Origin of the sequence: Variovorax sp. W2I14 (assembly GCF_050435205.1) — a bacterium.
Taxonomy (GTDB): Bacteria; Pseudomonadota; Gammaproteobacteria; order Burkholderiales; family Burkholderiaceae_C; genus Variovorax; species Variovorax paradoxus_C.
This window is the reverse complement of sequence record NZ_JBNDJX010000001.1, coordinates 5,750,359-5,771,594: the sequence shown is the minus strand read 5'-3', so window position 1 is coordinate 5,771,594 and position 21,236 is coordinate 5,750,359. Positions and strand designations below refer to the sequence as shown.

Sequence of the window (21,236 nt, the reverse complement as noted above, 5' to 3'; positions counted from 1 at the left end):
CGGGATTATTGCGACTTTGTTGTTATTCATGCTGGCACGTCGCCGACACACGCGGCATGGGACTACGCCCCGCCTCGGCGTTCCGCCGCTACATTCGCAAATTCCATCCACCACGGCACAAGGAGAACACCATGGGATTGCTCAGTTTCATCAAGGAAGCCGGTGAAAAACTGTTCGGCGGCTCGTCGGCCCAGGCGGCCACGCCCGATGCGAACACTGCGGCCGCAGCCGCCATCAAGACCTACATCGAGACACAGAACCTCGGCCTCACCGGGCTCGAAGTGACCTACACCGCCAGCAGCGGCGTTGTGACCCTGGCGGGCCAGGCGCCCTCGCAGGAAGCCAGCGAGAAAGCCTCGCTCGCCGCGGGCAACGTGGCCAACGTCACGAGCGTGGAGAACAATCTGGTCGCGCCCGCCGCACCGCCCGCGCAGTACCACGACGTGGTGAAGGGCGACACGCTCTCGGCCATCTCGAAGAAGTACTACGGCGACGCCAACAAGTACAACGCGATCTTCGAGGCGAACAAGCCGATGCTGTCGCATCCGGACAAGATCTATCCGGGGCAGAAGCTGCGGATTCCAGCGCTCTGATCTTTTAGCCAGCGATGAAAAGGCCTACCGGAAACGGTGGGCCTTTTGTTTTTTTGCTCCTGTTCGGGCCGGGTGCACAGGCCCCCGTCGGCGTGAGTGCCGCCCCGAACGCTAGTTCTGCTTCCAAGGCAGCCCACGCTTGCGCCACCCGCCGATCTGCCCACGGTGGCCACTTTCATCCGGATTCCCCTCGAAGCCTTCGAGGATGTTGTAGGCCTCCAGCCCCAGTTCAGTGGCGCGCTTGGCGGCGGCAATGGAACGCACGCCGCTGCGGCACAGCAGCACCAGCTTCTTGCCGCCTTGGCCGGCAGCGCGCACGCCCTCGTCGAACGCCGGGTTCAACGCCATGCCCGGCCATTGCTTCCAAGCCAATGGCACGGCGCCGGGCACGTAGCCGACCCATTCGCGCTCCGCATCGGTGCGCACGTCGACCAGCACGGCCTCGCCGCTGGCCTGCCATTGCGCCGCCTGTTCGGGCGTCACGTCGCCGGCATAGCCTTTTTCACCAACGGGTTCAGTCATCTCTTTGCGTCCTTCCATTTCATTAGGGTTACCTCGCGGGCCGCCGCATCTTTACCTTGCCTGGGGCCGGCCGGATGGTGGAATTTTTCACCAGTTCGTGAAAACCCTGTTTGTCGCGTTTTCGCGCGCGCCAAAGATCGGGCCTGGGCCTGTCAAACATAACTCCAAGAGCGGGCAGGATTTTTTCGGTCAGTCAGAACTTGTATGGAGAGAGACAACATGACAGAGAGCAAGTCACCCCGCCGCCGCAACCTTCTGAAAGGTGCCGCCGTGGCCGCAGGCGCCATGTCGGCGCCGATGGTCAGCATGGCGCAGACCACGTCGCTGCGCTTCCAGAGCACCTGGCCCGCGAAGGACATCTTCCACGAGTACGCGCAGGACTACGCCAAGAAGGTCAACGACATGGCGGGCAGCCGCCTGAAGATCGAGGTGCTGCCGGCGGGCTCGGTCGTGCCCGCCTTCCAGCTGCTCGATGCGGTAGCCAAGGGCACGCTGGACGGCGGCCACGGCGTGGTCGCGTACTGGTACGGCAAGAACTCGGCGCTCGCGCTCTGGGGCTCGGGCCCCGGCTACGGCATGGACGCCAACATGGTCCTGGCCTGGCACACCTACGGCGGCGGCAAGGCGCTGATGGAGGAGATCTACAAGAGCCTCAACCTCGACGTGGCCTCCTACCTCTACGGGCCGATGCCCACGCAGCCGCTGGGCTGGTTCAAGAAGCCGGTGGCCAAGGCCGAGGACATGAAGGGCCTGAAGTTCCGCACCGTCGGCCTCGCCGTGGACGTGTTCACCGACATGGGCGCGGCCGTGAACCCGCTGCCCGGCGGCGAGATCGTGCCCGCGCTGGACCGCGGCCTGATCGACGCGGCCGAGTTCAACAACGCCTCCAGCGACAAGGTGCTGGGCTTTCCCGATGTGGCGAAGAACTGCATGCTGCAGAGCTTCCATCAGAGCGGCGAGCAGTTCGAGGTGCTGTGGAACGGCCCCAAGCTGCGCGCGCTGCCGGCCGAACTCAAGGCGGTGATCGAGTACGCCACGCAGGCCGCGAGCGCCGACATGAGCTGGAAGGCGATCGACCGCAACTCCAAGGACTACGAGGAGTTGAAGAAGAGCGGCATCAAGTTCTACAAGACGCCCGATTCGGTGCTGCGCGCGCAGCTCGCCTCGTGGGACAAGACCATCGCAAAGAAGTCGGCCGAGAACGCGCTCTTCAAGAAGGTGCTCGATTCGCAGCGCGCCTTTGCCGAGCGCGCGGGCCAGTGGCAGAACGACTATTCGGTCGATTTCAAGATGGCCTACAACCACTACTTCGGACGGCAGGCCAAGAAGTCCTGATGCGCTTCCTGTGACGCGAGGGCACCCGCGGGGTGCCCTCTTTTCATGCCTGCACGCAAGCCGCGCCCGGAGCGCGGCGAGGAGCTCGTTCCGATGCAATCTTTCCTGTTGGCGGTCGACCGGTTTTCTACCTGGATCGGCAAGACCTTCGCCTGGTGCGCCCTGCTGCTCACGCTCCTGATCAGCTGGGAGGTGTTCTCGCGCTATGTGCTGAACCATCCGCATGCGTGGGTGCTCGACGCGCAGATCATGCTGTACGGCGCCATGTTCATGACCGCCGGGGCGTACACGCTTTCCAAGAACGGCCACGTGCGCGGCGACGTGCTCTACGGATTCTTCCGGCCGCGCACGCAGGCGCTGGTCGACCTGGTGCTCTACATCGTCTTCTTCCTGCCCGGCATCGTCGCGCTGACCTGGGCCGGCTGGATCTACGCAGGCGAATCGCTCGCGATCCGCGAGCAGACGTTCTCGGCCGAGCCGCTGCCGCTGTATCCGTTCAAGTTCATCATCCCGCTGGCGGGCTTCACGCTGCTCCTGCAGGGCATCGTGGAGATCATCCGCTGCGTGCAGTGCATCCGCGACGGCGCCTGGCCTTCGCGCGAACAGGACGTCGAGGAAGTCGACGTCGAGAAGCTCAAGGAAATGGTGCACGTGAAGGACGCAGACATCGCCGCGCTCGACCGCGTGGTCGTCGCCAAGGAAGCCGGGGGGGCTGCGCGATGAAGATCCGCCGCGAACTCTGGTTCGGCCTCACCTTCATGGCGCTGATCGTGATCGGCGCCGCCACCGTGCTGCTGCGCGCCGAGACCATCACCAACGGCCACCTGGGCCTTTTGATGCTGTCGCTGGTGGTGGTGGCGATCATGCTGGGCTTTCCCACCGCGTTCACGCTGATGGGCATGGGGATGCTCTTCACCTTCATGGCCTACGACCGCGACTGGCACCGCACGCTCGACCTGATGGTGCAGTCGGCCTACAAGACGATGGCCAACGACGTGCTGATCGCGGTGCCGCTGTTCGTCTTCATGGGCTACCTGGTGGAGCGGGCGAACCTGATCGAGTCGCTCTTCAAGAGCCTGCACCTGGCGCTCGCGCGGCTGCCGGGCGCGCTCGCCGTGGCCACGCTGGTCACCTGCACGATCTTCGCCACGGCCACCGGCATCGTGGGCGCGGTCGTCACGCTGATGGGGCTGCTCGCGCTGCCCGCGATGCTGCGCGGCGGCTACAGCGTGCCGCTCGCGGCGGGCGCGATCACCGCGGGCGGGTGCCTGGGCATCCTGATTCCGCCCTCGGTGCTGCTGATCGTGTACGGCGCGACAGCCGGCGTGTCGGTGGTGCAGCTCTATGCGGGCGCGTTCTTTCCGGGCGTGATGCTGGCGGGCCTGTACATCCTGTACGTGATCCTGATCGCGAAGCTCAAGCCCCAGTGGGCGCCGCCGCTGTCTGCGGCCGATCGCGTGGTGCCGCTGCCGCCGATGTCGCAGCGGCTGGCCGACAGCCCCACGGCGCACGCGCTGGTCGGGCTGCTCAAGGGCCGGCGCAATGCGGAGGTGCCGTTCTCGCACGTGCTGCGGCAACTCGCCATCGTGGCGCTGCCGGCCATCGTGTTCGCGCTGCTGGCCGGCTTCAGCTACCGCGCGGTGACCACCGTCGAGGCCGAGGCGCGCTATGACATCGAGGAGATCGGCGCCGCACGCGGGAGCAGCAGCAGTGGCGCAAGCTCTGGCGGCCTCGCGGAACCGCCGGCCGAAGGCGGGCTCCAGGAGCCGCCGGCGGAAGGCGGATTGCAGGAACCGCCAAGCGACGGCGGACTGCAGGAGCCGCCGAGCGGCGAGGCCGCATCGCCGCCGCCGGCGGCACCGAATTCGTCCACGCTCGCCCCGCCACCCGGCGCGCAGCCATCGGCGGGCGCACCCGCCGCAGCGGCCGAAGGCCCGACGTACCGTGCCGCCCCCACCTGGTGGATCGCGACCTTCGCGGTGTTCGGCGCGATCACCGCGCTCTTCTACCTGTTCCTGAGCTTCGCGCGGCTCGAGATCTTCAAGATGCTGCTGGCGTCGTTCTTCCCGCTGATGCTGCTGATCCTCTCGGTGCTCGGCTCGATCGTGCTGGGCCTGGCCACGCCGACCGAGGCCGCGGCCATGGGCGCGCTCGGCGGCATGCTGCTGGCCGCCGCCTACCGGCGGCTCAACCTCACGGTGCTCAAGGAGTCGGTCTTCCTCACGGCCAAGACCTCGGCCATGGTGTGCTGGCTCTTCGTGGGCTCGGCCATCTTCTCGGCGGCGTTCGCGCTGCTGGGCGGCCAGGCACTGGTGGAGGAGTGGGTGCTCAGCATGAACCTCACGAAGGTGCAGTTCCTCGTGCTGAGCCAGGTGATCATCTTCTTGCTGGGCTGGCCGCTGGAGTGGACCGAGATCATCGTGATCTTCATGCCCATCTTCATTCCGTTGCTGGACAACTTCGGGGTCGATCCGTTGTTCTTCGGGCTCCTGGTGGCGATGAACCTGCAGACCGCGTTTCTCTCGCCGCCGGTGGCGATGGCGGCGTTCTACCTGAAGGGGGTGAGTCCGCCGCATGTCACGCTCAACCAGATCTTCCTGGGCATGCTGCCGTTCATGGGCATCCAGGTGCTGGCGATCGTGCTGCTCTACATGTGGCCGCAGATCGGGTTGTGGCTGCCGCAGCTTCTGTACAAGTAGCCCCGGTGCGGCGGCAGTGACGGGCCTGAGGACTCCGCCACCGTCGCCACGGTCAGGCGATGGAACGGTGCGTCACTGCGCCGTGTAGCCGCCATCGACGGCGATGCGCTGCCCGGTGAGGTAGCGCGCCTTGTCGCTGGCGAGGAACACGATGGTCTGGGCGATCTCCTCGGGCGTTGCGGCGCGGCGCGCGGGAATCGTGGCGAGGAAGCCCGCCTTGGCGTCCTGACTGCCGCCGACGAAGCGGTCGAGCATCTCGGTGGCCACAGGGCCAGGCGCCACGGCGTTCACGCGGACACCCGCAGCGGCGCCTTCGAGCGCGGCGCTCTTGGTGAGGCCTTCGACCGCATGCTTGCTCGCCACGTAGACCGATGCGCCCGCCATGCCCACCTGCCCCGCGACCGAAGAGAGATTGACGATGGCGCCCGAGCCCTGCGCGAGCATCACGCGCATCTCGTGCTTGAGCGACAGCAGCGTGCCGAGCACGTTGGTCGTGAAGGTCGCTTCGTAGTTGGCGGCCGTCTGCTCGGCGATTGCGCCCAGCTCGCCTTCGGTGCCGGCGTTGTTGACCGCCACGTCCAGGCGGCCGAAGCGCTCCACCGTCTGCTCGACCACGCTGCGGATCTCGGCTTCGAAGCGCACGTCGGCGCGGAGGAACTCGGCCTCCACGCCCAGGCCGCGCAACTCGGCGGCGAGCGCCTGGCCAGCCTCCTCGCGGCGGCCGCTCACGACGATGCGGCTTCCTTCATGGGCGAATGCGAGGGCGGTCGCGCGGCCGATGCCGGTCAGCGCGCCTGTGATCAGGACGACGGGTGGATTGTTCATTTCGGGTTCCTTCGGTGGTGAGGTGCTGCGATGGATGAACTTTGATTGATTCCATTCGATTGATATAGACAGGTAGCACTCATATCATTCAGTCCGATCAGGCATGAATGGAGTGCATCGAATGGACAAGCTGCAAGCGATGAAGACCTTCGTGCGGGTCGTCGAGGCGGGAAGCTTCTCGGCCGTGGCGCACGAGTCCGACGCCACGCAAAGCGCGGTGAGCAAGCAGGTCGCCGCGCTCGAACGCGCCCTAGGCGCGAAGCTGCTGGCCCGCACCACGCGCTCCTTGGCGCTCACCGAAGAGGGCGCGCGTTATTTCGAGGAGGCGCAGCGCCTGGTCGCCGAGATTGCGGAGGCCGAAGGCGCGCTGCGCCGTGGCGAGCAGCAGCTCACCGGATGGCTGCGCGTGGCGGCATCGGTGGGCTTCGGGCGCCTCAAGCTGATGCCGCTGGTGCGGTCGTTCCTCGCAGCAAACCCCGACGTGAAGATCGACCTGCGGCTGCACGACGGATTCATCGACCTGGTGGAGCAAGGCATCGACGTGGCGGTGCGTCTTGGCGAGTTGCGCGACAGCAGCCTGCTCGCGCGGCGCATCGGCACGACGAAGCGGGTGCTGGTGGCGCATCGCAGCTACCTGCGCGCACAGTCGAAGGGCACGAAGGGAACGAAAGCGCCCGCCGCGCCGCAGGACCTCCTGCAGCACAACTGCATCGTCTATACCGAGGTGGCAATGCGCAGTGCCTGGACCTTCACGGCCGGCCCCGGCGCGCCGGAGCCGATGGGCACGCAGCGCACCGTGCAAGTGGAAGGCAACTTGCAGACCAACAGCAGCGAGGTGATGCGCGCCTCGATCCTCTCAGGCATGGGCATCGGCTATTCGCCGGAGTGGCTCTTCGACAAGGAGATCGCGAGCGGCGAGCTCCAGCGGCTCCTGCCCGATTGGGAAACGGTCACGGTGCCGATCCACCTGGTGAGTCCGCAGGAGCGCCGGCATTCGGCCAAGGTCAAGGCGTTTGCCGACCATGTCGGGAAGGCGATGGCGCCGGGGTGAGCGATCAGCGCCGCCGCTCCACGCATGGCTGCGGCAAGGCTGTAGCCGCCGCCAAATACGCACGATTGATGTGGAAGAATTCGGCGCAGCGCGCGGCAGCTATCTACGCCTCGCTACCCAGCGCCAACAACAACCAACCGGGTCCACGCATGAATCAATGTCGTCGCGATGCGATGCGCTTGCTCGTGATACTTGCCGCGAGCTCCGGGCTTGGCATCGTTCATTCAGCGCAGCCTGCAAACGCCAAGCCGATGGAGGAACACATGTTCTGGACGATCATCGAGAAGTCAAAGGCGGCGGCGGGTGTCGACCTGAACCGGCGGCCTTCCGCGTTGGAACTCATCCTGGTTTCGCTGTCGCTCGACACCATCCAGGCCTTTCAGAAGCAGTACGAGCAACAACTGCTGAAAGCGAACCGCTGGGACCTGTGGGGTGCCGCCTACGTGATGAACGGCGGCTGCTCGGACGATGGCTTCAGGTACTTTCGCGACTGGTTGATTTCCGAAGGCAGGCAATTGTTCGAGAGTGCACTCGCGGCTCCCGACTCCTTGGCAGCGATTCCACGCCGCGAATACTTCGAACTCGAGCTCTTTGGCTCTGCAGCGTCGAAGGCATTTGCAAAAAAAGGCGGTGGCGAACTTGACCGGGATTTCAAAGCGGAGCTGACCCAGCCCCAGGGGAAGGAGTGGAAGGAGTCCGACCTACCCAAGCTCTTTCCCAAACTGGCATCCAAATACAAGCTTCAGTAGCGGAGCAACGCCCGGCCGCATCCATACCGGGGTTGGAGAAAAGCGTGCGCTGAACGCGCTTGTCTGTCAGCGCCGCCTCTCCACATACGGCCGCGCCTGCAACAGCACGATGCGATCGCCCACCGTCGCCCATTCGATGTCCTGATCGACCGCATTGAACGTGCGCTTCACAGCCGCGCCCACATTGGCAAGCCGCACTACCAGCTCATCGGTCAGCACGTTGCGCCCCTGCTCCACCGGCACCTCCTTCACACCGCCGTCCTTGTCCAACTGCAGCGCCGTCTCTTCCGCTGAGCGGCTCAGCACCTGGATCGCCTTCGACCAGCTCGAATACATCACCTGCTCCGCCACCCGCTGTCCCTCGACCACGCGGATGCCGATGCCGCGCTTGGCCGAGATGTAGGTGACGTGCGGGTGACCCGCGTCGAACGGGTCGCGCGTGATCATCACGCCGGCGTTGGCCGAATCGATGGCGGTCTGCACGAACACGCCCATCAGCACCGACTCGGCGCCGAAGCCCGCGGCGCTGCGCGCCTCCCAGGCCTCCGGGTTGAACACCGAGGCCCAGACCTTCTTGACCGCGAGCTCGAGCGTGTCGCCGGTCTTCACATTGGGCACCGTGGTGTAGAGCCCCGCGCCGCTGAAGCCGGGCAGGTCTTCGGAGTTGGACGAGCTGCGCACGAACACGCCGCCACCGCCCAATTGCGACTGCCATGCGGCGCGCCACGACGCCGCGGTGGCGGCATCGACGGGCCACTTCACGATCTCGTCGCGCAGTTGCGCCAGCGCTTTCTGCCGCTGCTGCGGATCGCTCACGAAGCCGGGTTGCTGCTGCATGCGCGCAATGCGGTCGGCCAGGCCATTGGTTCGCATGAAGCGGTCGTAGTGCGCGAACGGAATGCAGAAGCCATCGGGCACGGTGGTCGATGGAATGCGCGCGGCCAGCACCGCGCCGAGGTTCGCGGCCTTGGAGCCGCACTGCGCGCTGTTGCGCGCACGCAGTGAGGCGAGCGGCAGCAGGCGGGTCTCTCGCAGGTCGGGCTTCACGGCCCGGTCGCTGCCGGGCACCGCGCCTGTAGCCGCGGTGCGCACGGCACGCGGCGGGAGCGCTGCGATTTCTTCCGCAGTGAGACGGCGCAACTGATAACCCGAAGCCGCGACCTTGAGCGCCACCCACCGGCCCGCATGCTCGCGCAGCACGGTCGCGGCATCGCGCACATAGGCATTCGGAATGCCCCAGCCCTTGGCCAGCAGGTTGACGTGCGAGAGCGCGGTCGATGGCCGCTCGGTGAGCACGCCCGCGACCGGCGGCAGGTTGATCGGCACCTGGCGCAGCACGGCGATGTCGTCGGGCAGGAGCGCATTCAGGCCTGATGCATCGTTCACGATGCGCACGCGTCCCGTCGCTGTGCCGAGGTTCATCGGCATGTAGGGCTGTTCCCGGATCAGCGCCTCCTGGCTCACGAAATCGATGCCCGCTTCCTTGGCGACGCGCTCGTGCAGCGTGGAGTTGGTCTTGAACTTCACGGGCGCGAAGAAGCTGGCCTTCACCTGTTCGTCGGCCTGCTTCAGCAGGGGCACGGTGAGCCGGTCGCCTTCCCAGAATTCGTAGGTGAAGGTGCCGATGTTCTGTTGCCAACTCAGCGTGCCGAACAGGAAGCGGCGATCTGGCACGAGGTAGTTGCGGTCGATCTCGCGCTTGCCCGCGCGCGGCGAAAGGCCGGTGTCGCGCACGAAGCGCACATGCAACTGGTAGCGCGGCGTGTCGATGTAGTGGGTGCGCACCGGCTTGGCCTGGCGGTCGACGACGAACAGCACATGGGCCAGTTGCATCGGCGTGCCGGGGTCGTAGACGCGAGCGAGCGCGTCGAAGTCGCCCTGGCTGCGCAAAGCCGGCAGCGATGTGGCCACCGCGGGGCGCGGCACGGATGGTGCCGCTGGACCTTCGGGCTGCGGCTCGACCTGCCGTCGGTAGAAGGAAGGCTTGGCCGCAAGTTGCGCGTCGGCCGGCAAGGGTGCGATGGCCACCGCGCTCAACGCCAGTGCCGATAACCAGGCCGGCACCTTGCGCGCGCGATGTGGGGTGCTGTTGTTCTTCATGGAGTGTCCCTCTCGTTGCAGGGCGAATTCTCGCTCGCGTTCCGGCAGGGCCGCATCGCGCCAAGTCCCGCCGGCAGCACTGCCATCGACCGGCCGCTACAGTCGCCCGAAAGGAGCTTCTTCTCATGCCCACATTCGACTTCGACCTCTTCGTCATCGGCGGCGGCAGCGGCGGCGTGCGCGCCGCGCGCATGGCGGCACAGACGGGCGCACGCGTGGGCCTGGCCGAAGCCGCCGACCTCGGCGGCACCTGCGTCAACGTGGGCTGCATCCCGAAGAAGCTCTACAGCTATGCAGCGGGCTATGCCGAATCCTTCGAGGAAGCCGCGGGCTACGGCTGGAAGCTGCCCGCCGAGCCGCAGTTCGACTGGGCGCACCTCAAGTCCCAGCGCGCCAAGGAGATCGGCCGGCTCAACGGCATCTATGCGTCGCTGCTGAAGAACTCGGGCGTCACGCTCGTCACCGGATGGGCGCAGCTGGTCGACGGCCACACGGTGGAAATCGACGGCAAGCGCCACACCGCGCGCCATCTGCTCGTGGCCACCGGCGGCACGCCTTATGTGCCGGAGATTCCGGGGCGCGAGCACATCGTGACCTCTGATGCGATGTTCGATCTCGACCCGTTCCCCAAGCGCCTGCTGGTGGTGGGCGGCGGCTACATCGCCTGCGAGTTCGCATCGATCTTCAACGGGCTGGGCTCGAAGGTGACGCAACTGCACCGCCGCGCGCACCTGCTCACCGGCTTCGACGACGACGTGCGCCAGTTCCTCGCGAACGAGATGGGCAAGGCGGGCGTCGACGTGCGCCTGAATTGCGAGGCCTCGCTGATCGCGCGCGGTCCGAACGGCCTGGTCGTGACGCTTGCGCGCGGCCAGCAGATCGAGGCCGACACCGTGCTCTTCGCCACCGGCCGCGTACCCAACACAGAGGGCCTTGGCCTCGAAGCGGCGGGCGTGAAGCTCGATGAGAACGGCGCGATCGCGGTCGATGCGAACTACCGCACGTCGGTGCCGTCGATCTACGCGGTGGGCGATGTCTCCACGCGCGTGCAGCTCACGCCGGTCGCGCTCGCCGAGGCGATGGTGGTGGTCGATGCGCTGTTCGGCAAAGGCAAGCGCCGCATGGACTACGAGTTCATTCCGACCGCCGTGTTCACCCACCCGAACATCGGCACCTGTGGCTACACCGAGCTCGATGCGCGCGCGAAGTTCGGCGAGGTGACGGTATTCTCGAGCGAGTTCAAGTCGCTGCGCCACACGCTCTCGGGCCGCAGCGAACGCACGTTCATGAAGCTGGTGGTCGACAAGAAGAGCGACCGCGTCGTGGGCCTGCACATGGTAGGCGCGGACGCGGGCGAAGTCGTGCAGGGCTTCGCGGTGGCGATGCGCGCGGGCGCGACGAAAGCGATCTTCGACAGCACCATCGGCATCCACCCGACGGGCGCCGAAGAGTTCGTGACGATGCGCGAACCCATGCCTGGATAGGGCTCGCCCCCAGGCTTCGCGCACTTCGTGTCGCTTCGCCAACCCCCTACCGGGGGCAACACCTGCGGCCCGGCAAAGCCGGTTCCGCGGTGTTCCACGAAAAAGACGAACTTCAACGAGGCTGCTGCTTGCCTTCTAGCAGCTTCACCATCACGAACAGCACGCGGTTCGCGGGCGTGGGCACGCCGAGCGCTTCGCCGCGGCGCACGACCAGGCCGTTGAGATGGTCGATTTCGCTGAGCTTGCCGCGTGCGAGGTCCTGCGCGGTGGATGAATACTGCGAGGGCATCGACTGCGCGATGGCGCGGATCGCCGCATCGGTGTCGCCCGGAATGACGACGCCTTCGGCTGCCGCCACGGCGAGGCATTCGGCGACCACGTCGCGGATGACGTCGTTCACGCCCACGCCCTTCACGAGTTCGCCATAAGGCAGCTGCGACACCGCCGACAGCGCGTTGTAGGCGCAGTTCAGGATCAGCTTGGCCCAGAGCGAGCCGCGCACGTTGTCGGATATCTGGGTGGGCACGCCGGCGGCGATCAGATGCTGTGCGACCTGTTCGCTCGCGCGCGATGGGGCGATCACCAACTCGCCGCGACCGTGGTGCTTCACATGACCGGCGCCGGCCATCTCGGTGGCCACGTAGACCACGGCCGCCGCGACTTCATTCGAAAGCACCGAACGCACGCGCTCGTCGTTGTCCACGCCGTTCTGCAGCGTGAGCACCAGCGCATCGGGCGAGAGATGCGGTTTGATCTGCGCGGCGGCTGATTCGGTGTCTGTGGATTTCACGCAGAACAGCACGAGATCAGCGCCCCGCACCGCGCTCGCTTCGATGCTCGCACCGAGGCGCACCTGCTCGTCGAAGGTCTTCGTCTCCAACCGCAAGCCGTTCGCGCGAACCGCGTCCACATGCGAAGGCCGCCCGATCAGCACCACTTCATGCCCCGCACGCGCCAGCATGGCGCCGTAGTAGCAGCCGACTGCGCCGGCGCCCATGACTGCGACTTTCATCGGTTCGTTTCCTTGGTTGTCCGTCCGGCTAAAGGTTAACCGCCCATTGCACAATGCCGCCATGCCCTACATGCCCACATTCGTCGCCCCCGCCCGCTTCACCGACGCCGCTGCCGCACTCGAACAGGTCAAGGCGATCTACCAGAGCGGGCTCGCCCATCTGCGCGAGTCGATGCTGCGCTTCGTGGCCGGGGAGGCGCTGCCGGGCCGGGTGCGGGCCTGCTACCCGTTCGTGCGGGTGCATACGCACACCGTCTCGCGCCACACGCCGCCGGCCAATGCGGGCCTGAGCTACGGTTTTGTCGCCGGGCCGGGCCGCTACGAGACCACGCTGACGCGGCCCGATCTTTTCTCGCGCTACTACCTCGACCAGTTCCGCCTGCTGCTGGAGAACCACCAGGTCGAGTTGGAGGTCGGCACCAGCACGCAGCCGATTCCGATCCACTTCTCGTTCGCCGAGAACGACCACATCGAAGGCACCATGAGCGAAGACCGCCGCGCGCTGATGCGCGACGTGTTCGACCTGCCCGACCTGGGCGTGATGGACGACGGCATCGCCAACGGCACCTACGAGGCACGCGACGGCGAAGCGCAGCCGCTGTCGCTCTTCACGGCCGCGCGGGTCGACTACTCGCTGCACCGCCTTCGCCACTACACCGGCACCGCGCCCGAGTGGTTCCAGAACTTCGTGCTGTTCACCAACTACCAGTTCTACATCGACGAGTTCGTACGCCTCGGCCACGAAGCGATGGCCGACGAGAACAGCGAGTACATCGCCTTCATCGAGCCGGGCAATGTGGTCACGCGCCGGCGCGGGCTCGATGCGGGCGCAAGCGCCACCTTCGGCCACCTGCTCGATGGCAGCCAGGGCACCGCGCCGCCGCGGCTGCCGCAGATGCCGGCCTACCACCTGGTGCGCGAGGACTACAGCGGCATCACGATGACCAACATCGGCGTCGGCCCGGCCAATGCCAAGACCATCACCGACCACATCGCCGTGCTGCGCCCGCACGCCTGGATGATGCTGGGCCACTGCGCGGGCCTGCGCAACACGCAGCAGCTGGGCGACTACGTGCTGGCGCATGCCTATGTGCGCGAGGACCATGTGCTCGATGAAGAGCTGCCGCTGTGGGTGCCGATTCCTGCGCTGTCGGAGATCCAGCTCGCGCTGGAGAAGGCTGTGGCCGACATCACGCGCTACGAAGGCCCCGATCTGAAGAAGATCATGCGCACCGGCACCGTGGCGAGCACCGACAACCGCAACTGGGAGTTGCTGCCCGGCAACCAGCCGCAGCGCCGCTTCAGCCAGAGCCGCGCGGTGGCGCTCGACATGGAGAGCGCGACCATCGCGGCCAACGGCTTCCGCTTCCGCGTGCCCTACGGCACTTTGTTGTGCGTGAGCGACAAACCACTGCATGGCGAGATCAAGCTGCCCGGCATGGCCAACCACTTCTATCGCGAGCGGGTGGAGCAGCACCTGCGCATCGGCATGCGGGCCATCGACATCCTTCGGGAAGAGGGCTCGAGCCGGCTGCACAGCCGCAAGCTGCGCAGCTTCGCGGAGGTCGCTTTCCAGTAATAGTTGGCAGTGGGCAGGCCCTTTTCAGGGTTTCTACCTAGTCGCTCGCGCAGGTGTTTTGCACATTTCGCGGACATCATCCGGTTACTTTTGAAAACAACCGGAAACAAAATGCTTAGATCGTCACCTTCTGCCCTGTCCCGCCGCGATTTCAGCGCATGGGTGGCGGGCGGCGTCGCCGCCGCCGGCGCTGGCCAGGCCGCACTGCTGTGGCCTCGCTCGGCCGGTGCGGCCGAGCCGCAGCTGGTCGCCAAGTTGCGCATCGTCATTCCCGCCAACGAAGGCGGCGGCTGGGACCAGACGGGCCGCGCGCTCGGCGCGGCGCTGCTGGCCTCCGGCGCGGCGGGCGACGTGGTCTACGAAAACGTCGGCGGCAAGGGCGGCACCATCGGCCTTGCGAAGTACGTCGAGAAATACGATGCCGACCCCGACACCCTCTTGATGAGCGGCATGGTGATGGTCGGCGCGGTCGCGCTGCAGAAGCCCGCCGTCACGATGGCGCAGGTCGCCCCGGTCGCGCGGCTCACCAGCGATTACGAAGTGGTGGCGGTGAAGGCCGATTCCCCCATCAAGACGCCCAAGGACCTGATCGCAGCCCTTCGCGCCGATGCGGCCAAGACCGTCCTTGCAGGCGGTTCGGCCGGCGGTGTCGACCACATGTACGCCGGCATGCTGGCGCGCGTGGCCGGCAACACCGCGGGCCTCGTCTACCAGCCGTACCCCGGCGGCGCCCAGGTGGTTGAAGCGCTGGAAACCGGCAAGGCGGTCGCCGGCATCTCGGGCTACAGCGAATTCAGCGAGGCACTGGCCAGCGGCAAGCTGCGCGCGATCGGCGTGTCGTCCAAGCGGCCGTTCCTGGGCATTCCGTCGGTGCGCGAACAGGGCGTGGACGCCGACCTCGCCAACTGGCGCGGCGTGCTCACCGGCAAGAAGGTGCCCGCCGAGCGGCGCGCCGTGCTGCTGGAAGCCGTGCGCCGCGCGACCGGCGCCGATGTCTGGCAGAAGACCATCAAGCGCAACAACTGGGATGCGTACTGGATGGCCGGCAAGGATTTCGAGAGCTTCCTCGAACTCGACCTGGCGATGGCCGGGCCGATGATCTACCTGCTGAAACTCAAGGCCTGAAGACCGCCCTCAGGCGAACAGCTCGGGCATCTCGCGTTGCGCCTTGGGCGTGAGCGCGAGTTCGCGCCCGTCGAGCTCTTGCCGCACCCAGCCGCGGCGCAGCGACAACTGCAGCCACGCCGCACCCAGCGCGCCGCCCAGATGCGGACGCCGCTCGCTCCAGTCGAGGCACGCGCAGGCAAAGCGCCGACGCGAACGGCGCACCGCATCGACTTCGACCCCCAGGCTCTCGAGCGCGATCGCGCCTTCGGGCGTGAGTTCATACGACCCGCTCTGCAGCCCGCTGAGCCAGCCTTGCGCATGCAGCCGGTCGTGCAGCGCGACGCCGGCCGTGCCGGCCATGTGGTCGTAGCAGGTGCGCGCGGCGCGCAGGCGACTCGGCGTGTTCGGCTTGAACCCGGCCGCGCGCGGTGCGCCGGCCACGACCATCAGGCTTTCGAGCGCGGCCGCGACGTTGTCGTCCGCAAGCCGGAAGTAGCGGTGCTTGCCCTGCACGAGCACTTCTACCAATCGCTCCTCTTTCAGACGTGCGAGGTGCGCGCTCGCGGTGGAGGCGGCCACCTCGGCGACAGTGGCGAGTTCGGTCGCGGTGCGCGCGTGGCCGTCCATCAGGCAGTTGAGCATGCGGGCGCGCGCCGGTTCGGCGATGGCGCCGGCGAGGCGGGCCAATTGGAGATCTGCGTTGGCGTTCGAGGTCGTGTCCATGCGGCCAATCGTAGAACGCTGCGGCAATCCACACTTCGTTCGCGGGCGAAGTGTGGCGGCAGCGGCGATTGCACACTGCGAGCCATGAACACCAGCCCCACTTCTCTCGTCGACATGCCTGTCGATCCAGTCGCGGCCGTCATGCACGCAGACCCTTATCCCTTCTATGCGCAACTGCGCGCAGGCCCGCCGCTCGCGTGGAACGAGAAGCTGCGCGTGTGGGTCGCGAGCCGCGCGGACGTCATCGCATCGGTGCTGCTCGCGCACGGGGCGCTGCGTGTGCGGCCTGCTGCCGAACCGGTTCCGCGCGCCATCGTGGACAGCCCGACTGGCGAGGTGTTCGGCCATCTGGTGCGCATGAACGACGGTGCTGCGCACCAGGCGCATCGACCCGCGCTGCAGCGCGCGCTGGCCGGGCTGGACCTCGATATCGTGCACGCGGCGGCCCTCCAGGTTGCGCGCAACGTGCCGGCGGCGCCTTTGTCGGATGCTTTGTTTTCGATGCCCGTGCAGGCGGTCGCTCACCTGCTGGGTTTTTCGGATGAAGCGCTGCCGCAGGTGGACCTCTGGATGCGCGATTTCGTCGCCTGCCTGTCGCCGCTGTCGACGGCGGACCAGTTGCAGGCAGCGAGCGTTGCTGCAGGCGAATTGATGACGCGCTTCGAGGTGCTGACCGCGAGCGCACCGCCCCGCAATGGCACGCTGCTCGCGGCCGTGCTCGCCGAGAGCGATGCCGGCGCGCCGCTCTCGCGCTCCCTGCTAGCCAACCTCGTCGGCCTGCTCTCGCAGACCTGCGACGCGACGGCCGGCCTATTGGGCAACAGCCTCATCGCACTGGTGCGCGAACCTTCATTGCGCCAGGCTGCGCGCACCCGCGACGGACTGCAGGCCATCGTAGAAGAGACGGCGCGGCACGATCCTTCGGTTCACAACACGCGCCGCTTCGCTGTCGAGCCCATCACCATCGCAGGCACGCCGCTGGCGGCGGGCGATGCGGTGCTGCTGGTGCTGGCCGCCGCCAACCGCGACCCGGCTTTCAATCCCGACCCCGACCGCTTCCAGCTGATCCGCGAACGGCGCCGCATGCTCGGCTTCGGCCACGGCATGCACGCCTGCCCAGGCCAGGCGCTGGCCTGCACGCTGGCGGCTGCGGGGCTCGACGCGCTACTGCAACGTCAGCCCGATCTCGACGCGATCCGCGCACGCGGCTGGCGCTATCGCCCTTCGGCCAACGCGCGCATCCCGGTCTTCCACTGACGGGTTCAGCCGCGCGCGGTGGCCCAGTGCCCCGTACCCGCAAGGTGCGGCGACAACTGCGCATCGCCCCAACGCAGCGGCAGCGCGGCCGGGCGGCGCAAGGCGTGCTCGACATGCAGGCGCAGCAGACGCTCGGCGCCCTCGAACTCGGCAAGCTCGGGCCCGTCCAGCACGATCTCCGCGGTGGCCGCCACGTGGAGCAGCTCGCCGCTGTCGTAGTCGATGAACAGCAGACCCGCGCGCGGATGCGCGAACAGGTTGCCGAGGGTGTTGAAGAAACGGTTGCCGTTGAAATCGGGCACGGTCAGCACACCGCCTTCGTCGACGCGCACGAAACCGGGTCGGCCGCCGCGGTGCGACACATCGACGCCGTGCGACCTGGCATCGGCTTCGTCGCCCGCGGCTGCCGCCTCCGGGTAGGCCGTGGCGATGAACAGCGTGTCGGCGCTGCCGATGAGCCGCTCGGCATCGAGGTCGAGCCTGTCTAGCCATTGCACCGGCGCGCTGTCCGTCCGCGCAGCCGCGAACACCGGCTCGCGCGCCTGGATGTACCGCGGGCAATTGCCGAAGCTCTGCTGCACCTCGAGCATGAAACCCGTCGCATCCAGCGATTCGACCGTGCCGTTCATGCGGTTGCGCCGGCGCGTGTGCGGCTCGATGCCCAGGAGGCCGAGCGGGGCGCCTTGCGCGAGTTGGCCCGCGAGCGGATCACCGGCCGCGGGCAACGCATCGATGCGCAGATGCGTCGCATCGGGCGAATGCGCGAAGCCCGCGGGCGCCGCGAGCACGCTGGCCCAGGGCTGCAGGTTTGCATCGAGGCTGCCGACCACGACGAACGGCAGTTGCGCGAAGAACTCGCGGTGCTGGTCGGGCATGTAATCGCGGATGACACGCGGCCCTGCGAACGCCATCTGCTCGCGCGAGCCGGCCTGCAGTTGCAGCGCGCGCTCGCCGGCGTGGAAAGGTGCCGAGATCATGCGACCCCCGCAAGCCCGACCGGCGTACGCACCATCGGCACGAAACCAGGCAAGGCTTCAATGCGCGCGAGCCACTCGCGCACTTGTGGATAGGCTTCGAGCGACACGCGGCCTTCGGGTGCATGCGCCACGTAGGCGTAGTTCGAGATGTCGGCGAGCGTGGCTTCGGGGCCGGCGAGGAAGGGTTGGCGTTCGAGGTGAATTTCCATCACCGCGAGCAGCGCATGCGAACGCGTCACCGTCTCGGTCGGATCGACTGCAAGACCGAACAGCGCCATGACGCGCGCAGCCGCCGGGCCGTAGGCCAACGGGCCGGCCGCCACCGAGAACCAGCGCTGCACCCGCGCCGCGCCCACCGCGTCCTGCGGCATCCAGCGCGATGGGTCGGCCGAATAGCGCGCATTGAGGTAGACCAGGATCGCGTTGGAATCGGCCAGCGTGACATCGCCGTCTTCGATCACCGGCACCTGGCCGAACGGGTTGCGCGCCAGGAATTCGGGCGTGCGGTTGTCGCGCTGCTTCAGGTCGAGCTCGATCACCTCGAAGGGCAGGCCGAGCATCGAGAGGAACAGGCGCACGCGGTGCACGTGGCCCGAGATGGCGCTGCCGTAGAGCTTGATGGGTTGCGCGGGGCGGGCGGCGATGGCGTTCATGAAAAGTCCTTTGCAGTGTCGAGACGAGGGCCGGGTTGGCGTGATCCCGATTCTTCTCTCTTGCATCCGATGAATGAATAGCCATTTCTGTATTTGACTGCTGCGTTTTCCGGTTTAATTGCGGCATGGACCGCTTCAAAGCCATGCAGACTTTCGTGCAGATTGCCGATCAAGGCAGCATGACGCGCGCCGCCGAGTCGCTGGGCACCTCGCTGCCCGCGGTGGTGCGTTCCTTGGCAGCGCTCGAGGCGCACCTGGGGGTGCGCCTTTTTCACCGCACCACGCGCCGCCTGTCGCTCACCGAAGAGGGCCGCCACTACCTGCCGAGCGCGCGCGAGGTGCTGCTCGCAGCCGACGCCGCCGATCGCGCGCTCAACGCCGAGGCGCGCGAGCCGGCGGGCCAGCTCACCATCACCGCGCCGGTGCTGTTCGGCCACATGTATGTGGCGCCGGCCATCACCCGCTTCATGAAGCGCTACGACAAGGTGCGCTGCAGCGTGCTGCTGTACGACCGCGCGGTGAACTTGCTGGAGGAGAACATCGACGTGGGCATCCGCATCAGCCCGCTGGAAGATTCATCGCTCGTGGCGCAGACGCTGGGCACCATCCGGCGCGTGGTGGCGGTGAGCCCCGACTACCTCGCGCGCCACGGCACGCCGCGGCATCCGCGCGAGCTGAACGGCGCACCGTGCGTGCGCGGCCGCATCGATGCGCCGCCGCAATGGCAGTTCCACGAGGCCGGCAAGACGATCAGCGTGACGCCGAGCAACCGCCTGGAGTTCAACCACCTCGCGCCCGCCGTCGAGGCCTGCGCCGCGGGCATGGGCTTCGGCACCTTCTTCTCGTACCAGGTGCTGCCGTACGTGGCGCAGGGACGCCTGGCGATCGTGCTCGAAGACTTCGAGCCGCCGCCGCGGCCGGTGAGCGTGATCTATCCGAACGCGCGGCTGCTGCCGGCCCGCACGCGGGCTTTCATCGACTGGATGAAGACGGAGTTCAGCGGCTTGCGGATGTAGCCGTCATTGCGCAACAGCGGGCGCGGGTGCCGGGAGCGGCTTGCCGTCGCACAGCGCCGCGGCATCGGTCGCCATGCTGCGCACCGCCTCTTCCATGCCGAGGTTCAGCACCGACATGAACTCGCCATTGCCGCTCGCCCAGTTGGTGCGCGTGCCCATGCCGTGATAGAGGCGCGTGGCCACCTCGCCGCCGGGCAGCCGGTAGCTCACCTTCAGCACCACATGCGAGACAAGGTTGAGCCCCGCGGACCACGCATGGGCCAGGCGCAACGCGACCACCGCCGAGACCTGCCGGGGACCGGCGGCCGCAGCGGGCGCGCCGACGATGGGCTGGTAGCCATAGCGCTGGGTCGACAGCAGCGCGCCGCGCGTCCACATGCCCGCATCGCCGCTGCGCAGCGACTCCACCGCCCTCGGCGTGGCATGCACCGTCGGCATCATCAAGGTGAGGTTGCCGACGTAGACCTGGTTGTTGCGGGCATCCTCGATGGCCGGCAGGTAGAGCTTGCAGCCCTGCGGCACACGAAGGGTTTCCACCGGCGGACCGTTGGGACGCTGCTCCGGTTCCGGCGCCTGCTGGTAGACCATGTCGAGCGGCTCCGTTTCGGTGACCGCCTGCGCGAGGCCGGACATTGCGCCGAGCGCGAACAAGAAGGCCGCTGCCAGGCCGGTGCGAGGTTGCGAGGGTCGCTTCATGGCGCGGCCGTCCGGACCGAATACATCGCGTTGTCCTGGTCGCGAAATGCGACGCGGCCGGGCTGCTCGTCGAAGCCTTGTCCACCCAGCGTCAACCACGTGCCGTTGACGTTGAACCGCACCGTGCGGATCGCGCCGGAGCGCGCACCCGCCAGGTCCAGCCCCACCACGTGCAGCGTCTGCCGGATCGAATCGCGCATCACCGCCTTGAGCTGCTGGCCGTCGTTGGCGCCCAGCCGCCGAACGACGGTGGCGCGCGCACCGCCGCTGACGGGTGTCTGGTAGATCGTCGCGGAACGGTACGAGGGCTCCTTGTTGCCGTCCTGCCAGAGCAGCGCCGTGGTGCGCGTGGTGAAGGCGCCCAGCCCGGGCTCCAGCATGTACTGCAGCAACAGCACGAGGTAGGCGGGGCCGGACTTGGTGGCTGCGATGCGGGCGTTCTGCTCGGCCTTCGGCGGCATGCCCGCGAGCACTTGCGAGGAGGCGATCTTCAGCGGGAATGCATTGGGCGTATTCAGCACCTCGCCGAGGGCGAGGCCGGCCTCGACCCGGTAGTCGTAGTCGAGCAGGGGACCGACGATGGCACCGACCTCCGCGCTCATTTCCTTTTGCCGCACCTGCTGCACCGAAGAGTCGATCAGCGCACCGATCAGGCCGCCGCCCGTGGCCTCGCTCAGGCCGGGCGCCTGCGCGGAGAACATGAAGCTCTCTTGCGCGACGACCACCCGCACATCGACCTCCTGGACCTTCGCCCGGTCCGCCGCCGCGAGCGGCCGGTGGAATTGCGCGCAGGCGCCCAGCAGCAGCACGACCGACAGCGCCAACAGAAAACGCAGCATCTTGGGATCTTTCCTGGCG

At 67.3% G+C, this 21,236-nt stretch carries 20 protein-coding genes; 11 read left to right on the top strand and 9 right to left on the bottom strand.

Annotated elements, in window-relative coordinates; genetic code table 11:
- Positions 1 to 131 precede the first annotated feature (131 nt).
- On the top strand, positions 132 to 593 hold the full coding sequence (lysM, locus tag QF040_RS26960) for a peptidoglycan-binding protein LysM (RefSeq protein ID WP_176661842.1): 462 nt from the start codon (positions 132 to 134) through the stop codon (positions 591 to 593).
- Between the two features lie 111 nt (positions 594 to 704).
- Here the strand turns inward: lysM and QF040_RS26955 are convergent, their stop codons facing one another.
- On the bottom strand, positions 705 to 1,115 hold the full coding sequence (locus QF040_RS26955; RefSeq protein WP_429613553.1) for a rhodanese-like domain-containing protein: 411 nt from the start codon (positions 1,113 to 1,115) through the stop codon (positions 705 to 707).
- A gap of 219 nt (positions 1,116 to 1,334) precedes the next feature.
- Between QF040_RS26955 and QF040_RS26950 the strand changes: the two genes are divergently transcribed.
- The 3 genes from QF040_RS26950 (at position 1,335) to QF040_RS26940 (ending at position 5,149) form a co-directional block, all read left to right on the top strand.
- On the top strand, positions 1,335 to 2,450 hold the full coding sequence (locus QF040_RS26950) for a TRAP transporter substrate-binding protein (RefSeq protein ID WP_429613552.1): 1,116 nt from the start codon (positions 1,335 to 1,337) through the stop codon (positions 2,448 to 2,450).
- Between the two features lie 93 nt (positions 2,451 to 2,543).
- Complete coding sequence (locus QF040_RS26945) at positions 2,544 to 3,173, top strand: TRAP transporter small permease subunit (RefSeq protein ID WP_429613551.1); 630 nt, start codon at positions 2,544 to 2,546, stop codon at positions 3,171 to 3,173.
- Positions 3,170 to 5,149: a TRAP transporter large permease gene (locus tag QF040_RS26940; RefSeq protein WP_429613550.1), complete on the top strand. Its 1,980-nt coding sequence runs from the start codon at positions 3,170 to 3,172 to the stop codon at positions 5,147 to 5,149. The genes QF040_RS26945 and QF040_RS26940 overlap by 4 nt, the downstream gene beginning before the upstream one ends.
- Before the next feature lie 72 nt (positions 5,150 to 5,221).
- Here the strand turns inward: QF040_RS26940 and QF040_RS26935 are convergent, their stop codons facing one another.
- Positions 5,222 to 5,974 carry a glucose 1-dehydrogenase gene (locus QF040_RS26935; protein ID WP_429613549.1) on the bottom strand — a complete coding sequence of 251 codons (753 nt, stop codon included), beginning with the start codon at positions 5,972 to 5,974 and terminating at the stop codon, positions 5,222 to 5,224.
- 121 nt (positions 5,975 to 6,095) lie between these two features.
- Between QF040_RS26935 and QF040_RS26930 the strand changes: the two genes are divergently transcribed.
- The gene (locus tag QF040_RS26930) at positions 6,096 to 7,025 is read left to right on the top strand and encodes a LysR family transcriptional regulator (RefSeq protein WP_429613548.1); all 930 of its coding nucleotides are present in this window, start codon (positions 6,096 to 6,098) and stop codon (positions 7,023 to 7,025) included.
- Complete coding sequence (locus QF040_RS26925; RefSeq protein WP_429613547.1) at positions 7,022 to 7,774, top strand: DUF4240 domain-containing protein; 753 nt, start codon at positions 7,022 to 7,024, stop codon at positions 7,772 to 7,774. The genes QF040_RS26930 and QF040_RS26925 overlap by 4 nt, the downstream gene beginning before the upstream one ends.
- Positions 7,775 to 7,840: 66 nt before the next feature.
- On the opposite strand, the gene QF040_RS26920 is transcribed toward QF040_RS26925, so the two are convergent.
- On the bottom strand, positions 7,841 to 9,874 hold the full coding sequence (locus tag QF040_RS26920) for a PEP/pyruvate-binding domain-containing protein (protein WP_429613546.1): 2,034 nt from the start codon (positions 9,872 to 9,874) through the stop codon (positions 7,841 to 7,843).
- Positions 9,875 to 9,999: 125 nt separating this feature from the next.
- Between QF040_RS26920 and gorA the strand changes: the two genes are divergently transcribed.
- The gene (gene gorA, locus QF040_RS26915; RefSeq protein WP_429613545.1) at positions 10,000 to 11,358 is read left to right on the top strand and encodes a glutathione-disulfide reductase; all 1,359 of its coding nucleotides are present in this window, start codon (positions 10,000 to 10,002) and stop codon (positions 11,356 to 11,358) included.
- Between the two features lie 112 nt (positions 11,359 to 11,470).
- Here the strand turns inward: gorA and QF040_RS26910 are convergent, their stop codons facing one another.
- Positions 11,471 to 12,370, bottom strand: a complete 900-nt coding sequence (locus QF040_RS26910; RefSeq protein ID WP_429613544.1) for a ketopantoate reductase family protein — start codon at positions 12,368 to 12,370, stop codon at positions 11,471 to 11,473.
- Positions 12,371 to 12,431: 61 nt separating this feature from the next.
- Between QF040_RS26910 and QF040_RS26905 the strand changes: the two genes are divergently transcribed.
- Together QF040_RS26905 and QF040_RS26900 are read left to right on the top strand one after the other, a co-directional pair.
- Positions 12,432 to 13,949: an AMP nucleosidase gene (locus QF040_RS26905; protein ID WP_429613543.1), complete on the top strand. Its 1,518-nt coding sequence runs from the start codon at positions 12,432 to 12,434 to the stop codon at positions 13,947 to 13,949.
- Between the two features lie 111 nt (positions 13,950 to 14,060).
- A complete protein-coding gene (locus tag QF040_RS26900) occupies positions 14,061 to 15,074 on the top strand; it encodes a Bug family tripartite tricarboxylate transporter substrate binding protein (RefSeq protein WP_429613542.1) in 1,014 nt (337 codons plus the stop codon).
- Positions 15,075 to 15,083: 9 nt separating this feature from the next.
- On the opposite strand, the gene QF040_RS26895 is transcribed toward QF040_RS26900, so the two are convergent.
- The gene (locus QF040_RS26895) at positions 15,084 to 15,779 is read right to left on the bottom strand and encodes an ArsR/SmtB family transcription factor (RefSeq protein ID WP_429613541.1); all 696 of its coding nucleotides are present in this window, start codon (positions 15,777 to 15,779) and stop codon (positions 15,084 to 15,086) included.
- 114 nt (positions 15,780 to 15,893) lie between these two features.
- Here QF040_RS26895 and QF040_RS26890 point away from each other — a divergent pair, with 114 nt between their 5' ends.
- Positions 15,894 to 17,036, top strand: coding sequence for a cytochrome P450 (locus QF040_RS26890; protein WP_429613540.1), 1,143 nt, complete (start codon positions 15,894 to 15,896; stop codon positions 17,034 to 17,036).
- A gap of 5 nt (positions 17,037 to 17,041) precedes the next feature.
- Here the strand turns inward: QF040_RS26890 and QF040_RS26885 are convergent, their stop codons facing one another.
- The gene (locus QF040_RS26885; protein WP_429613539.1) at positions 17,042 to 18,013 is read right to left on the bottom strand and encodes a pyridoxamine 5'-phosphate oxidase family protein; all 972 of its coding nucleotides are present in this window, start codon (positions 18,011 to 18,013) and stop codon (positions 17,042 to 17,044) included.
- Positions 18,010 to 18,666: a glutathione S-transferase family protein gene (locus QF040_RS26880; RefSeq protein ID WP_429613538.1), complete on the bottom strand. Its 657-nt coding sequence runs from the start codon at positions 18,664 to 18,666 to the stop codon at positions 18,010 to 18,012. The genes QF040_RS26885 and QF040_RS26880 overlap by 4 nt, the downstream gene beginning before the upstream one ends.
- A gap of 125 nt (positions 18,667 to 18,791) precedes the next feature.
- Between QF040_RS26880 and QF040_RS26875 the strand changes: the two genes are divergently transcribed.
- A complete protein-coding gene (locus QF040_RS26875) occupies positions 18,792 to 19,682 on the top strand; it encodes a LysR family transcriptional regulator (protein WP_307646458.1) in 891 nt (296 codons plus the stop codon).
- A gap of 3 nt (positions 19,683 to 19,685) precedes the next feature.
- Here QF040_RS26875 and QF040_RS26870 read toward each other — a convergent pair whose 3' ends face one another.
- Both QF040_RS26870 and QF040_RS26865 read right to left on the bottom strand, forming a co-directional pair.
- Positions 19,686 to 20,378 carry a hypothetical protein gene (locus QF040_RS26870; RefSeq protein ID WP_429613537.1) on the bottom strand — a complete coding sequence of 231 codons (693 nt, stop codon included), beginning with the start codon at positions 20,376 to 20,378 and terminating at the stop codon, positions 19,686 to 19,688.
- The gene (locus tag QF040_RS26865) at positions 20,375 to 21,217 is read right to left on the bottom strand and encodes a hypothetical protein (protein WP_013543994.1); all 843 of its coding nucleotides are present in this window, start codon (positions 21,215 to 21,217) and stop codon (positions 20,375 to 20,377) included. The genes QF040_RS26870 and QF040_RS26865 overlap by 4 nt, the downstream gene beginning before the upstream one ends.
- Positions 21,218 to 21,236: the final 19 nt, after the last annotated feature.